This window comes from Sphingobacterium sp. UBA865 (assembly GCF_002295765.1).
In the GTDB taxonomy this organism is placed as follows: domain Bacteria; phylum Bacteroidota; class Bacteroidia; order Sphingobacteriales; family Sphingobacteriaceae; genus Sphingobacterium; species Sphingobacterium multivorum.
Genome location: NZ_DBGB01000042.1, coordinates 1 through 14,982 on the forward strand (window position 1 = coordinate 1; position 14,982 = coordinate 14,982).

The 14,982-nt window shown below is 40.5% G+C and carries 12 protein-coding genes; 4 read left to right on the forward strand and 8 right to left on the reverse strand.

The genetic code is table 11. The annotated features are described in order from the left end of the window. The first annotated feature begins 644 nt into the window (after window positions 1-644). Window positions 645-1,235 (forward strand): riboflavin synthase, encoded by a 591-nt coding sequence (locus B2O97_RS23135; RefSeq protein ID WP_046675860.1) that lies wholly within the window; start codon window positions 645-647, stop codon window positions 1,233-1,235. An 89-nt stretch (window positions 1,236-1,324) separates the two neighbouring features. Here the strand turns inward: B2O97_RS23135 and B2O97_RS23140 are convergent, their stop codons facing one another. Both B2O97_RS23140 and B2O97_RS23145 read right to left on the reverse strand, forming a co-directional pair. After that, window positions 1,325-3,124 carry a chloride channel protein gene (locus B2O97_RS23140; RefSeq protein WP_201639395.1) on the reverse strand — a complete coding sequence of 600 codons (1,800 nt, stop codon included), beginning with the start codon at window positions 3,122-3,124 and terminating at the stop codon, window positions 1,325-1,327. A 6-nt stretch (window positions 3,125-3,130) separates the two neighbouring features. Beyond that, the gene (locus B2O97_RS23145; protein ID WP_046675858.1) at window positions 3,131-4,069 is read right to left on the reverse strand and encodes a hydrogen peroxide-inducible genes activator; all 939 of its coding nucleotides are present in this window, start codon (window positions 4,067-4,069) and stop codon (window positions 3,131-3,133) included. Window positions 4,070-4,295: 226 nt separating this feature from the next. Between B2O97_RS23145 and B2O97_RS23150 the strand changes: the two genes are divergently transcribed. Beyond that, window positions 4,296-6,458: a S46 family peptidase gene (locus B2O97_RS23150; protein WP_286768257.1), complete on the forward strand. Its 2,163-nt coding sequence runs from the start codon at window positions 4,296-4,298 to the stop codon at window positions 6,456-6,458. A gap of 161 nt (window positions 6,459-6,619) precedes the next feature. Here the strand turns inward: B2O97_RS23150 and B2O97_RS23155 are convergent, their stop codons facing one another. After that, window positions 6,620-7,798, reverse strand: a complete 1,179-nt coding sequence (locus B2O97_RS23155; RefSeq protein ID WP_286768258.1) for a MalY/PatB family protein — start codon at window positions 7,796-7,798, stop codon at window positions 6,620-6,622. A gap of 204 nt (window positions 7,799-8,002) precedes the next feature. On the opposite strand from B2O97_RS23155, the gene B2O97_RS23160 reads away from it, so the two are divergent. Continuing rightward, complete coding sequence (locus B2O97_RS23160) at window positions 8,003-8,395, forward strand: diacylglycerol kinase family protein (protein ID WP_286768259.1); 393 nt, start codon at window positions 8,003-8,005, stop codon at window positions 8,393-8,395. Here B2O97_RS23160 and B2O97_RS23165 read toward each other — a convergent pair. Beyond that, entirely contained in the window at window positions 8,369-8,857 is a 489-nt protein-coding gene (locus tag B2O97_RS23165) for a hypothetical protein (RefSeq protein WP_286768260.1), read from the reverse strand. The genes B2O97_RS23160 and B2O97_RS23165 overlap by 27 nt on opposite strands. Before the next feature lie 266 nt (window positions 8,858-9,123). On the opposite strand from B2O97_RS23165, the gene B2O97_RS23170 reads away from it, so the two are divergent. Next, the gene (locus tag B2O97_RS23170; protein ID WP_112374468.1) at window positions 9,124-9,312 is read left to right on the forward strand and encodes a hypothetical protein; all 189 of its coding nucleotides are present in this window, start codon (window positions 9,124-9,126) and stop codon (window positions 9,310-9,312) included. Between the two features lie 153 nt (window positions 9,313-9,465). On the opposite strand, the gene B2O97_RS23175 is transcribed toward B2O97_RS23170, so the two are convergent. The 4 genes from B2O97_RS23175 to B2O97_RS23190 all read right to left on the reverse strand — a co-directional run bounded on the left by B2O97_RS23175 (window position 9,466) and on the right by B2O97_RS23190 (window position 14,958). Beyond that, on the reverse strand, window positions 9,466-11,199 hold the full coding sequence (locus B2O97_RS23175; RefSeq protein ID WP_070569752.1) for a thiamine pyrophosphate-dependent enzyme: 1,734 nt from the start codon (window positions 11,197-11,199) through the stop codon (window positions 9,466-9,468). A 302-nt stretch (window positions 11,200-11,501) separates the two neighbouring features. After that, window positions 11,502-13,283, reverse strand: a complete 1,782-nt coding sequence (locus tag B2O97_RS23180) for a DUF4091 domain-containing protein (RefSeq protein WP_286768261.1) — start codon at window positions 13,281-13,283, stop codon at window positions 11,502-11,504. Window positions 13,284-13,412: 129 nt separating this feature from the next. Next, window positions 13,413-14,195: a zinc-dependent peptidase gene (locus B2O97_RS23185; protein WP_286768262.1), complete on the reverse strand. Its 783-nt coding sequence runs from the start codon at window positions 14,193-14,195 to the stop codon at window positions 13,413-13,415. Window position 14,196: 1 nt separating this feature from the next. Continuing rightward, on the reverse strand, window positions 14,197-14,958 hold the full coding sequence (locus B2O97_RS23190) for a hypothetical protein (protein WP_139145087.1): 762 nt from the start codon (window positions 14,956-14,958) through the stop codon (window positions 14,197-14,199). Between the last annotated feature and the right edge of the window lie 24 nt (window positions 14,959-14,982).

A 14,982-nucleotide genomic window follows, 5' to 3' on the forward strand; every position in this document is an offset into this window, starting at 1 on the left:
CCCAAACTTTCGGTATGATCCCAAACAACTGTTTATCAGTAAACTAAGAAAGCAATAATTTTAAAAAACTAGAAACAAAAAAAAGCTTAGCATTCGGTCGGGCGACCTGCTAAGCTTTTATAAATACCTCTTTGTAAGAGGCAATCAACCTAAACCTAGGACAAAGATAGTGCTTCAAATGATATAAACAAAAATTTTGTTATATTTTTTTTCAACTCCCATAAATTTGTTTTAGCATAGCAATCACAAAAGGAATAGTAAGTGTACAATGTACACTACAATCTTTTTGCATTTTTCAACAAGCTTTTTTTTTGGTAGCTTCGCTCAGCGCCTCCCAACCACAGTATTTAACTCGTGCATTATTTAAATTTACTATGTAATAAGGGAGCACTCCTTTGCTTCGTTTTATCAAGCACTCTTATTCTTTACAGGTTCAATTGGATGCATAAACAGGGTCCGAAATGATGGATTGCCCTTTTTAAAGATCCTTTTAACAATCGCTATAACGATCCTGCTAGTTTGAACATCAAGTCCAGTTTCAACTAGCATACGCCTGACTTATCGCGACAGTATTTGTGCGACCTTAACAATCATATTTCATTTTTTTATTTAGTAACTTTGGAAACAATCAAAAATAAAATAACATGTTTACTGGAATCATAGAAACCTTAGGAAAAATAGAAAATATCGAACAGGAGAAAAGTAATATCCATTTTTACGTCAGTTCTGCTATTTCCAATGAACTTAAAATAGACCAAAGCGTTAGTCATAATGGCGTTTGTCTTACTGTAGTAGGATTAAACAATGATCTCCATAAAGTGACAGCAATTGACGAAACCCTACAGAAGACAAATCTGGCTCAGTTAAAGGTGGGCGATCTGATCAATCTGGAACGCTGTACTTTGGCAGGCGGAAGATTTGATGGACATATCGTTCAGGGACATGTAGATCAGACTGCGCGTTGTATCCAAAAGAAAGATGAAAATGGTAGTTTTATTTTCACCTTTCAATATGATGTTTCCAAACAAAATATCACCGTAGAAAAAGGATCCATTACCGTAAATGGTATTAGCTTGACAGTAGTCGATTCTAAAGACGATCAGTTCTCCGTTGCCATCATTCCATATACGTTAGAGCATACCAACTTGCAGCAGGTTGAAGTGGGGAGCACAGTCAACTTGGAGTTTGATATCATCGGGAAATATGTCACGAAGATAATGGCTTTGCGCGCTTAAAAAATTCACTGTTCTTCCTTGGGTTTAAAGGTAATCCAAGGAAGTTCATCCTTACACGCTTTATTTCGGGTCCTAACTGTCTACTTGATTTATTCCAAATAGTGCCCCTGACGGATCAGTAATGCGCGATATTTATTGAATACACTCGATTTGGAAACAAAGCCCATATATTTATTTTCGTCCCCTAAAACCGGAAGTATCCACGTATCGTCCTTATTCATTTTAGCCATCACGATTTCCATGTTTTCGTTGATCCCAACGGTATCATTTGGCTTCTGCGCTAATTTCTCAAAGGTGGTATCTCCCCCATCCACTTCGCCCAATAAGACTGAAAATAGAAACTCACTATAAAGAAGTCCCATAAATTTGCCCTCATAATCAACCACGGGAAAGATATTGCGTTTACTATGGATGATGTCTGTTTGTCGACCTTTTGGTGTTTCGTCAGGGCGTAAGATCACAAAATTAGTTTCCAATACATATTTAATCCGCATCATACTTAACACGGATCGATCCTTATCTTCATAAGAAATCAGATCGCCGGACTCGGCCAATACCTTGGTGTAAATGGAATGCTTTAGCACGGCTCGATTAATCAAATAAGAAATGGAACAAACCAACATCAATGGAACCATTAACGTATAACCTCCGGTCACTTCAGCAATCAAAAATATGCCCGTCAACGGCGCATGCATAATGCCGCTCAACGCACCGGCCATCCCCGCTACCACAAAATTTGGCACATTTAACTCGGCTATTCCGGTTAAGTTTACACCATACGAAAATGCAAATCCTAATAATCCGCCCATGACTAAACTTGGTCCAAATACACCACCATTTCCACCGCCATTTAAAGTAAATAATGCGGCAAGGGACTTTCCAAATAAAGTCAATATCGTATAACCCAGGACGACTAATCCCATATCTTTATAGTCTGAAAACAAACTGTTCTTAACAATCGAGTTAAACTGACCATTCAGAATCTGCTGAATGGTAATATAGCCCTCGCCATACAGTGCCGGGAATACAAAAATCATCAGACCTAAAGCAATTCCACTGACCCAGACTTTATTATAGGGATTCTTAATCTTAGAAAACCATTTACCCACACTTCTGGAAACACGTGCAAAGTAAATCGTATAAAGCCCAATCAACACGGCCAACAAGAGGTAAAATACCAAGGCCGAAACCTGCCAGTCGGAATTGAATGTACTGAATAAGGGTTCATTATAAAGCACACGAGAGACAACAGAAGCCAATGCTGATGAGATCAGCAAAGGAATGAACACGGGAATTGAAAATTCTGGAAGCAAAATCTCGATGGCAAAGATCATTCCGGCCAAAGGGCTGTTGAATGCACCTGAAATTCCTGCTGCTGCACCGCAAGCCAATAACATGGTAACTTCCTTATACTGCAGTCCAAAAAAACGGGCGATATTAGAACCGATAGAAGACCCGCCCAAAGCAACTGGTGCTTCCAAACCACAGGAACCGCCAAAGCCAACGGTTATAGCTGAGGTCACTACCTGAGAATAAATATTACTGGGATCCAATCGGCTGCCTTTCCGACTGATGGCATAGATAATGGGTGTAATCCCATGTTCCATCTTCTTCCCTTTTAGAAATTTGCGAACAAAAAACACGCTGAGCAATATTCCGATCAATGGAAAAATTAAGTAAACTGAGTATTTTACTTTCCAGTCGATATCATCTTGTATAGTCGTTGCAATAAAATGGGTTAATCTTTTCAGTACAGATGCCATAATACCACCGACAATTCCAACCAAAAATGCGAGTATAATGATAAAGTTCCGATTCGAAACTTTCTTCATCCGCCATTGATTGATCTGGTCTATTTTTTTAAAAAAACGTCTTTTGAGGTTTCCCATATCGTTCTATTGAAAGCTCAACACTTCCTTCTTCTTTTTTGTTTTGAATTTATCGGGTACTACGGCCAATATTTCTCTTTCCAGCGCCTGGATGGCCTGTCTCTTCACATAGTTCTGTGTGGTCACCAATGATATCTCGCGTACCGGTTCTGGTGATTTGAAATAACGGATACGATCCAATTGTTCGTCGGAATAATCCCAAATCGACAATTCAGGCAATATGGTGATGCCATCGTTGATATCGACCATACGTTTTAAGGTCTCTACGCTACCGGTGTTATATTCAAATCTTCCTGTAAGATCTTGATTGTGTTTGTGGTGACAAATATTAAGTACCTGCCCACGCATACAATGCCCCTCATTGAGCAACCAAAGTTTATCATCGGCAATATCATCGCCACTCAGTATTTTTTTCGGAAACAGGGGGCTATTGACGGATATATAGGCGACAAAATTTTCGTAAAATAAAGGCGACTCCAAAATCCCAGGGTCATTTAAAGGAGTAGATAGCACACCACAGTCCAAAAGTCCGACCTTCAATTCATGCACAATCCGTTCTGTCGTGTATTCCCATATCTGCAATTGTAGCTTTGGATATTTTTCCATAAATGTGGTCAGCACATTCGGAAGTAAATATGGTGCGATTGTCGGGATAACACCGACCCTTAGCGTGCCCTCAATTTCCCCTTTTTTATCCTGTACAATCTCATTGATTTTTCGGCTTTCCGTCAATACCATTCGAGCTTGAAGAATAATTTTCTCGCCGATTTCTGTAGGAACAACAGGCTGACGGCTCCGGTCAAAGATTTTTGCCCCTAAAGACTCTTCAAGTTTTTGTATTTGCATGCTCAACGTAGGTTGCGTGACAAAACATTTTTCTGCAGCTGCAACAAAACTTCGGTAGGTATCAACAGCTATAATATATTCCAATTGGATTAAGGTCATCTTACTATCTTTAAAGCACAAAATTACGATTCCTGTCGTAAACCAATGTCAAATCCTTTACAATTAAAGTCAACAGGGGTATTTGGCCTGCTGATTATACAATAAATACCTTGCCAAAAAGATCCTGTATATCCACTATTGTTACATTAGTTCACATAAAAAATCGATTTCATCGAAATGCTTTTCTTAAATTTGGAGATTTACAACAGTTGATAGTTAAAATCCTATGAAGTTTATAAATCGTACGACAATTGCACTAGCTTTATTCTTAACCATGGCAAACAGTCCTTATAGCAAGGCAAATCCTGATGAGGGAATGTTTCCATTGAGCGAATTAAATAGAGCTGGATTGAAGAAAGCTGGATTAAAGATCAGTGAGAGAGACATCTACAATCCTGGTCAGGTCGGACTGGTAGATGCTCTGGTTCAAGTCAGTGGATGTACCGGATCGTTTGTCTCAAACCGTGGTCTGATTATTACCAATCATCATTGTGCTTTTTCTGCCGTTCAACTTGCGAGTACAGCAATCAACAATTACCTAAAAAACGGTTTTGTCGCACAAAATCAAGAGCAGGAAATTGAGGCAAAAGGATTAAAAATAAGAATTACCGATTCTTATGAGGATGTTTCCGCTAAAATATTAAATGCTGTCGCTAACATCAGCGATCCAGTGGAGCGTATCAATACGATCAAACGTAAACAACAAGAACTGGTTAAACAAGCTGAAAAGGAAGATCCGACGATTAAAGCTGAAGTATCGGAAATGTTTATCGGCAAAAGTTATGTCCTATTCCGTTATAAAACAATTGAAGACGTTCGTTTGGTTTATATTCCGCGTCAAAACATCGGTGAATTTGGTGGAGAGACCGATAACTGGGTATGGCCACGCCACACGGGAGATTATTCCTTTCTGAGAGCTTATATCGGCAAAAACGGAAAATCTGCACCTTATTCTAAAGATAACGTTCCTTACCAGCCCAAAAAACACCTTAAAGTCAATCCAAATGGGGTACGGGAAAATGATTTCACCTTTATCCTTGGTTATCCCGGAAAAACATTCCGACACAGACCAGCACAATATATTCAATATCAACAGGAATATCTTTTGCCTTACGTATCCAACCTGTATGATTTCCAAAATAAACAGATGGAGGAAGCAGGAAAAGACAATACCGATATCGCCCTGTCCTTGGCAACACGCATAAAACGTAATGCGAATGTATTGAAAAACTATCGTGGTAAACTCAAGGGCTTACGAGGAATCGACTTGCTATCGACAAAAAAACAAGAAGACGAAGCACTGGCAGCGTTTATCTTAAGTAAACCCGAATTGAAAAACAAATATGGAAGTCTACTCGCTGATATTGATGCCTATTATCAGCTCAGTGATCAAGATGCCCTGAAAGAACTTTGGATCAACAATATTTACAACAGCACAAGCTTATTGAAAGTAGCTCGCGACCTAAACGTTCTGAAAACCAACTTAGCCAAGGAAAAATCATCCCAGATGGCCAAACAGCTTTTCGATTTAAATATTGAAAAGTTAAAAACAGCACTTAAAGAAACTTACGAAAGCTACAATAAGCAAGCTGATCAGCGTATTTTCTCCCGAATGTTGGAAGATGCCATTGCATTCCAAGGTAAAAATCAATTGGCCTCCATTCAGAAATTGCAATTTAATACGGCTACTGCACAAGAATTTGCAACAGAGATTATTCAGAACAGTAAACTTGGCGATCAAAATTACATGCTAAATACCGTATTGGCCAATGCCGATGCACTGCAAAAATTTGACGACAAATTATTGGATTTCCAGAGTAAGCTGAACAATGACATTGTCGATTTCGCCGCAGAGCAAAAAAGACGTGAAGGGGTACTGAACAAATTAATGGGCGATTATGTCGCCGTTAAGGAAATTTTTCAGGCCAAGAACTTTATTCCTGATGCAAATTCAACCTTACGTCTGACTTACGGGCACATCAAAGGCTACTCGCCTGCTGACGCAACCTATATGAAACCGTTTACAACAATCGAAGGGATTATTCAAAAAGGAAATCTTGGTTTAGCAGAATTTGACTATCCACAAGAAATCAAAACAGCTTACCTCAACAAAAATTTTGGTCCGTATCTTCAAAAAGACCTGGGATCCGTGCCGGTTAATATCTTATATGATATGGATACTACAGGTGGAAATTCAGGATCTCCAATAATGAATGCCAATGGTGAATTAATCGGTGTAAATTTTGACCGTGCTTACGACGCAACAATTAATGATTTCGCTTGGAACGAGAGTTACAGCAGATCCATCGGAGTCGACATTCGTTATGTCCTCTGGGTTGCCGATAAAATTGACAACGCGCATTTTATCCTGAAAGAAATGGGTATCTAATCTGGTCTAAAACAAGGCGCAAGAAAGCCGCTGCATCGAGAGATGCAGCGGCTTTTTTTTGTTCACCACGCTATTTCCGATTCGCCCGGCGGCATGCCACTATGAACGGAGAATCACCGTAAATCAGAACCTATTCATCTAACTCAGAATAGCTTCGCTTACTATTTTGCCCCTTGGAGCAAAGAAGAGAAAACAGTCTTCAAACGCAACAAGCCTGTTGTCAATACCTCCCTCGAACAAGCAATGTTGAGGCGAATAAAGTCATCACTCCCCTTCCCGTACATCGCACCTACATTCACCTGCACATGCGCTTCATCCAATAAGAGCTTTCCCAATTTTCGACTTGAAATCCCCAAAGCGGCGCAATCTACCCATACCAGATAAGTACCCTCCAAAGGAAGCACATGCAAAGCAGGCAGATGTTCGTTCATAAAGCCTTTCAAATACAGATAATTTGCATGGATGTAGCTTAAAGCCTGATCCAACCATTCCCAGCCCCACTCATACGCAGCGATCAAGCCCGTAATGGCAAAGGGGCTTATGCTACTGATCTCATTAGCTAAGAAAGCCTGTTGCACCTTCCTCTTGAGTTCAGGATCGGCCACGAGAACTGTAGCGACCTGCAATCCCGCCAAATTAAAGGTTTTACTCGGTGCTACACAGGTAATCGAATTCGCCAAAAAGGCTGCACTGATACTTCCAAAAGGAATATGTGTATAGCCTTCAAATACCAGATCGCAGTGAATTTCATCCGAAATGACTAAAACTTGGTGTCGCAAACAGATTTCACCAAGACGTTCAAGCTCAGCTCGGGTCCAAACTCGCCCAGCCGGGTTATGTGGGCTACATAAAATAAATAACTTGACTTTCGGATCACTTGCTTTATGCTCAAAATCCTCAAAATCGATCGTATACTCGCCATTACGATAAATCAGGTCATTGGAAACCACCTGGGCTTGATTGCGTTCTATGGAAGAAAAAAAACAATGATATACAGGCTCTTGCACCAAAACCTTATCTCCGGGTGATGTCAATGCGCTTACCAAAGCCGAAAGCGCCGGTACCACACCGATAACTGGAAGTATCCATTCCGGTTGAAGTACAAATTTATGCCGCTGTGAGGACCAGCTCATCACTGCGCTGTAAAAAGCAGCTGGAATCGTAGCATAACCATATACCGCATGTTGAACCCGTTGCGCAAGTGCATCCACGACTGGTTGTGCTGCTGGAAAGTCCATATCCGCAACCCAGAGTGGAATCAAATCGGCATAATCGTGTTGATTCCATTTGACCGAATCGGTACCACGACGAACAATCGTTTTGTCAAAATTATAGATCATACAGCAATTTAATTAAAATTAGGAGGCATTTGCAAAAAAAATATGATAAAGTAAAAGGGGGTTCAGATCGCACGATAAATTACCTAGTGAAGGCTAATATACATAACAAAACTCGACGGACATCATAGACAACATGCAATAAAAAAATCCAGTATACCTGGATAAGCAGAAAGCGCTATCTTTACAGAAAATAGCATGACAACTATGGCCAAAAACAACTTTTCATTCCGTGCCAGATTAAAGAGTTTTCACTATGCTTTCAGTGGGTTGAAAACAGCCTGGCAGGAAGAACATAATTTCAGGGTGCATTGTATAGCGGCCATTATGGCCATACTGCTATCCGTTGTGCTTCACATCAGTACCCACGAATGGATTGCTGTACTCTTTGCCATTGGTTTTGTATTCGTCTGTGAGTTGTTAAATACTGCATTGGAAAATATGGCTGACTTTATCTGTCCAGAACATAACCCAAACATCAAAAAGATGAAAGATGTCGCCGCAACGGCAGTGATGATAAGCAGCATCACCGCGCTATTGATCGGCCTATTAATTTTTACCCCCAAGCTGATCTCATTGGCCCTTCGTTACATTTTCTAACGCGAATTTCTCATCAAATGCAATCTTCTTCGGATCAACAAAAGACATTTTTCCAGCTTTCTCCTCCATCGCACCATAACCTTCCATTGCACGAGCTTTAGATAATTTAAATATCACCTGACGGACCGATTCTTGTCCTTCAGAAGAAAAAGTATAATCGGCCGTTAAAATCCCCGCCTTCAATAGCCCATCAATGTGTCCGCTATTACGATCTTTTTCCTTCCAGGCATAGCTAAGATCACCATGCACCTTTTCTCCATCAACAGTGATTGACAGTGAAATGGTATCGCCATTTTTAAGGTACTGATATGTACTCTTTCCACTAAGAAACCCCGCGGTATCCAACGGTTGAGTAGTTTGAACAGTATCATTGCGTTTCGATGAAGTAACTTGTTTTTTTTGTTCCTGATGGCAGCCCGCACAACACAGCAACGCTATAAATCCGAAATTGATTATTCTCATCGTCTATTTTTTGTTTGATCGTATAGATAGCAATTCAAAAGAATTTTTGTTTTAAATAACTACCATTTAAAATTTTCAAATTCAAAAAACAAAAAGCAAGCGAATATTGTTTATAAGTTAGATAGCAGTCTACTATTTTAGCACGATATAAGCTATTAAAAATAAACAATTTAGTAACAATAAAATTATCGTAGGCTTATTGTAAAGCTAATTTTTATTAGTAAATTGTACATTATAAAATTCAGGAATTCTTAACCAATATTAGTATGAAAGATGTAAGCTTTAAGAAATTTGATAGTGGATGTACATCACTCACAAAATTGTCCATTGAAACAGACTTGGCTATTATTGTTAAAGAGCAAGTTACGATTCCTTCCGAATCCAAAATTGAAAAACTCAGACGCTGTAAAGAAGAATTACTTAAAAGCCTTTGGTTTGTTCAACGTCAATGTTGAGATAACATTTTCCTTCAAATTTCGACTATCCGCCGATCAGCCTCTTATGGTCTGACCGCCACACATTCAAGTCACTTTTAACACAAAATAAGCCCCTCTGCTTTATGCTTCTAGGGGCTTTAAATATATTCAATAATTCGCCGTCACAAGGGATCAAAGCGATTTCAAATGTTTATAGTTCGACTTAATGGTATCCCACACCTCTTCGAAATTACCCGACAACATTAATTTTGCCATACTTTCTGTCATCCCTTTCATTTGACTGAAGGATATCTTGGGTGGCATAGCCAATGCATTGGGATTGGTATATAGATCAATTAGGACAGGCTCATCGACAATCCCAAAAGCCTCATGGATAACACCATCCACCTCCTGGGGTTGAGTCACCGTAAATGCACGTATGCCCATCGCCTGGGCGATCATCGCAAAATCTGGATTGACCATATTAGTTTCCTGATCTTTAAGACCTGATACCTGCATCTCCAATTTAACCATACCAAGTGCACGATTGTTGAAGACGATGATTTTGATCGGTAAGTTATATTGTTTTATTGTTGCCAGATCCCCCAACAACATGGATAGGCCTCCATCGCCACAAAAAGCAATAACCTGGCGCTCAGGATGTGTCAATGCAGCTCCAATAGCCATTGGCATGGCATTAGCCATAGACCCATGATTGAAAGACCCCAGCATGATTCGATCCTTTCGCTGATTAATATAACGTGCTCCCCAAACACAGCACATCCCGGTATCAAGCAAGAAAATCGCATCATCATTGGCTTTCTGATCAATGGTATGAGCGACAAATTCTGGCTGTATTGCGCATTCGCTGCCTGAATCCTCCACATACGTCATGAGATCTTCCTTGACCTTTTCATAAGAAGCAAGCTGCTTCTCCAGAAATTTCGTATCCGAACGCGCTTCTACAAAGGGCAATACCGCTTTTAAGGTATGTTCAATATCGCCAACAAGCCCATAGTCTACGATGGATCTGCGCCCTAGCTTTTCACCTTCAATATCAATCTGGATAATAGTTTTGTTGGTCGGTATAAAATCCTTATAAGGAAAATCAGTCCCTAAAAGTAAAATAAGATCGGAATGATGCATACTTTGAAAAGCCGAAGCCATTCCTAGAAGTCCTGTCATCCCGATTTCATTGGGATTGTCGCGTTGAATATCCAACTTTGCTTTAAATGAATAACCAACTGGCGCATGGATCTTTTGTGATAACGCTACGATTTGCTGCTGTGCTTTCTTGGCGCCCACACCACAGAACAAGGTTATCTTTTCTGCCTGATTGATATATTGTGCCAATCGCCCAATTTCCATCTCCGAAGGTCTAATTTGCGGCTCAGTAAAAAACACCTTCGTTGAAGTATTCATTTGAACCGCTTCCATTTCTGATACGTCACCAGGTAGGCCGATAACTGCAACATCCCGTTTAGAGATAGCCTGTTGTAATGCATTTTGCACCATACGTTGCACCTGCTCCGGCCGAGTGATCATTTGGTTGTAGCAAGAACAATCATCAAACAGTTTGATTGGATTGGTTTCTTGAAAATAATCGGTTCCAAATTCGTAGGTAGCACATGTTGATGCGATCACAAGCATGGGTACACGTGTCTTGTGTGCTTCATAAACACCATTGATCAGATGCACATGCCCTGGCCCACTGCTTCCCGCACAACAGGCGATCCCGTGCAAATCAGCTTCTGCCGTTGCAGCAAATGCCCCCACTTCCTCATGCCTGACATGTATCCATTGCATCGTTCCATCTGCATGAACAGCTTCGTTGAAAAAATTTAAACTATCGCCCGTTACGGCATAAATACGCTGAATTCCCGCATCCTTTAAAAGACCCACAATCTGGTGTGCTACATTTTTCATACTTATACTATAATTTAAGATTTTGTGATAGCGGCATCGTGCAAATTATATTGCCGCTATTTAATAACAACAATAATGTAGCGTAATGGTTTGGGACATTAGCTGAACAGGTCTGTCGTTTCCCAAGCGTATAATCTGGTCGAATGTGCAATAACAGCCTCAATTGGGAGCAGGTATACACTGAGCTCAAATTAAAGCCAACAATTCGCTATACTTGAAATAAAAAGAAATTGTATTCAACAAAAAAAGCTGTTTCAAATTCATTGAAACAGCTTTTTTAAAATGATAGCTTGGATAAATCCTTAGTTGATTTGTCGCGACAATTCATCGACAAAACGCTTTGCATCATTGAGATCTTTATTCCAGTCCGCATAGCGTTTTGCGGTATTTAATTTTGCAATTTTTGCATTTAGCTTCGCTAGGTTGGCTTGATCTTTTGACTTCTCCAACTTGGCTTTCAGAATGCCGACTTTGGTATAATCCTGAATACCTTCCAACATACGCTCGTAACGGATAGAGCTTCTTCCTTGCGGATAAGCGATATAGGTGTCTCCTGCCGGCCACGTACGGAACCTTGAATCATGCAGTGGATCCTTCACCCAGGAGTTGAATGCCCAACGCAGTGCCCCATCGAAACCTGCCGCCAGCGCATACCAAGCCATATAGGTGGATTCTGCTGGATCCGAGAACGTAAATTGATTTGGAAATTCGTCCGAACAGCACACATAAAATGTCGTGATATATCCTTTTTTACGTCGCTCAATAAGATCGTTCTGATCAAAAGGATCGCCAGCGGCGACGCTGATATCTGTACTCTTATGATAGCGTTGGTAGCTTTTGTGATTATCAGCAAATGCAACACCAAATTCGGGCGCTACTTTTTCCAATAAGGCGATCGCTGGATCCATTTCTTCCCGGCCTCTTTCATCCATCGCAATATTGGTAATCTTTAACCAGCCCTTTGCGTTAATATGCTTACTAAAATCCTTTAAGAAAGGCGTCCATAGCTCCTCAAATATTGCTGTACCGGGTTTTGCAATCACATTGACCAGTTCATTTTTGCTCTCATCGAAATAATGTACCTCGTTGTTCCATGGTAAAAGCGAATAGCAATTGATCTGTTTGTTGACCCCTAGATCCATCATAAAGTTTACCCATCGATCAAAAACAGAATAATCATAAGCCCAGGAACCGTCTTTTGCTTTCTTCCAGGTGATCATATCCGCATAGGGATCATAGGTCTGTACGTTCCACGCATCCTTATTTAAAGTCGCTGTAATCACTTTTTGCCCAGCAGCTGCAAGCTGTTTCATGGTCGGCTTCAACGCTTCAAAATGTTCATCGCTCCACATCTTCACATTATTGACCCGAGCCACAGCAGAAGGATGCTGCCATTGGTCCAAATGATAAGTCCACTGCGACGATGGCGGCAGCACATGATTTTGAACATTGACGATAAGCTGTAATTGCTCTTTCACCTTGCCATTTTGCTGAACCGAAATTGTCGTTTTATATTGTCCAGCTGCAGCTTCCTTGGGAACCTTTACGGTAATCCATACAGGACGGACTTTCTTCGCTTCAAGTTCATAGCTTTTGAGATCATCCAACATATCTGCCGAAAGAGAAGCTTTAAAATCTTCTGGCTTACGATGGCCACAGCCACTTGCAAATTCATCAGTCATGACATAACGAACAAAACGCGCTTGTACCGCATCGCTGCCAATCACCTTGCCTGTTGTAGATTTTAATTCACTTGCTGATACAGCGACATGCGCTGTGGCAGCACTGGTCCATAACAATACTTGCGCCGATACTTGTTCACCTTTCCAGGCATCTACAGTCGCCGTACGTTGTGTTGTCAGATTTGGATTGACAGATTTGGGATAACGTTTGTCTATCGATACAAACGAAGCATGTAGGCCGGCTTTAACATTCGACCAGTTGGATAAAGTATCCTTTGTCGGATCGGCCATTTCAGTAAATGTTGTCCCTGTAGCAAAACGCTGCTGGGAAAATCCCGGATTACTGCCGCAAAATAGCATACAAGCCAGGGCAATAGAAGAATAAATTGTAGTTTTAGGCATAACAGTTATAATTAACAAAACTTTAGCGAAGCGATGATCTTCTTTCCAGCCCAGGAGCAGGGTGCTCGCAGAAAAAAGGCAAACAACTTCTGTTTGCCTTAAAAATAGTAAAATTTTATTTATCTATAACTAACTTTGTTCAAAAATTTCAGAAAGTGCTTTATACAGTTCAGGATGATGGGTCTTGAATTTCGCTGGGTCCTCAAAGAAATATTCAGACGCAACTGCAAAAAACTCGGCTGGTTTGGTCATGCCATAGACATCAATATCAGATTTATTCGCCTTTATTTTGGCAATCTCTTCCCGTATCAGATTCATAAAAGGAATGACTGAAGCTTTATCCATCAGATGTGTTGGAATGCCATCCACAGTACCATCGGTTTTATCGATCAAGTGTACAAATTCATGTATCGCTGTATTCTGTCCATCTTTTGGGTTCCTAAAACCATACTCCAATGCCGATTTGGACAATATCATTTGTCCGTTCATGGCTCCCTCACCTACCATTCCCATTATATTTCGGTCAGCATGGCCTTCAAATTCATACGCTGTATTGAACTGGGAAGGATAAACCATAATATTGGTCAAATTGGGATAAGTCCATTTCTTAAAGGCAAATATTGGGATAATTGCACTGGCGGCAATCATCATATAATCTTTCAGCTCAACCGCTACGCCCACACCTTCAATTTTGACTGTATCCAAAAATTTTAAACAGCGGGTTTCAAATTCCATTTTATCCGCATCGGACAGATTGCGGTAATAGGCAACTTCTTTTTCCAGAATTTCCTTTCCTTCATCGCTTAATACACGTTTAATGGCTTTGCTGTTTTTGGCCGTACGATTTAACAGGTAATAAACAACATAAATGGTTACTGGTATAAGCAGTATAATAAATAGTTTTCCTAACATATTAGTTGATCTGTATCCATTTGGGATCCCGAGCCTGCAAATTACGCAAAAAGCCTTTAAAATGTGAGGTTCCGAATAAGATTAAAATCTTTTGCTGTGGGGCGTCAGCAACTAATGATGCCAGGTTTTCTTCCCTTTTTTTCATGACAAATTCTTTATCAAATTTGTTCTTTAAGGCTGCTTTGATCGGTTTACAGGAATAAGGTTCTTGGAGCGGTGTTTTGTAATCACAATCATCCAGTTTGATCGTACCATATAGGTATTCAAACTCGTCAAGCAATTTATTTTTGGGAATATCCGCATTCACCGCCGTTTCATAATTCACCAGGAAAAAGGAATAATCGGGCTGACTGATGATTCGTTGCCCCAGTTTACGGTACATGGGCGCCCGAAGAACCCGGGAGGTATCGCCCGGTATTTCAATACATTGCTGCAGCCCGAGCCGATTGCCTGTAAGTTTTCTAAATTTGCGGTCATACAGATCACGTTGTGCCGCACTATCCACCTGATAGGCGATACTTTCATAAAAAACAACATAGCCCGAACGTTGGAGGGAATCTACAGCGCGCTGAATTTGATCATAGTACACCCGCGTACCCAGATGCCGCATTGGAATATAAACGACTGATCGATCGCCATGGCGAAGCTCGAATTTTCGTGAGGCATCACGCAAGACACCTGTACCTTGAACCATCAATGACGTTTGGCAGCCCAAAAGAACAAACAACACAAAACAAAGGGAGATAATCTGTCTCAATCGCATACTATTCATTATAATATCTATTCT

Coding starts and splice junctions, on each gene's coding strand:
- B2O97_RS23135 (WP_046675860.1), top strand. CDS start 645: ATGTTTACTGGAATCATAGAAACCTTAGGAAAAATAGAAAATATCGAA.
- B2O97_RS23140 (WP_201639395.1), bottom strand. CDS start 3,124: ATGGGAAACCTCAAAAGACGTTTTTTTAAAAAAATAGACCAGATCAAT.
- B2O97_RS23185 (WP_286768262.1), bottom strand. CDS start 14,195: ATGTTAGGAAAACTATTTATTATACTGCTTATACCAGTAACCATTTAT.
- B2O97_RS23175 (WP_070569752.1), bottom strand. CDS start 11,199: ATGAAAAATGTAGCACACCAGATTGTGGGTCTTTTAAAGGATGCGGGA.
- B2O97_RS23155 (WP_286768258.1), bottom strand. CDS start 7,798: ATGATCTATAATTTTGACAAAACGATTGTTCGTCGTGGTACCGATTCG.
- B2O97_RS23145 (WP_046675858.1), bottom strand. CDS start 4,069: ATGACCTTAATCCAATTGGAATATATTATAGCTGTTGATACCTACCGA.
- B2O97_RS23160 (WP_286768259.1), top strand. CDS start 8,003: ATGGCCAAAAACAACTTTTCATTCCGTGCCAGATTAAAGAGTTTTCAC.
- B2O97_RS23190 (WP_139145087.1), bottom strand. CDS start 14,958: ATGCGATTGAGACAGATTATCTCCCTTTGTTTTGTGTTGTTTGTTCTT.
- B2O97_RS23180 (WP_286768261.1), bottom strand. CDS start 13,283: ATGCCTAAAACTACAATTTATTCTTCTATTGCCCTGGCTTGTATGCTA.
- B2O97_RS23165 (WP_286768260.1), bottom strand. CDS start 8,857: ATGAGAATAATCAATTTCGGATTTATAGCGTTGCTGTGTTGTGCGGGC.
- B2O97_RS23170 (WP_112374468.1), top strand. CDS start 9,124: ATGAAAGATGTAAGCTTTAAGAAATTTGATAGTGGATGTACATCACTC.
- B2O97_RS23150 (WP_286768257.1), top strand. CDS start 4,296: ATGAAGTTTATAAATCGTACGACAATTGCACTAGCTTTATTCTTAACC.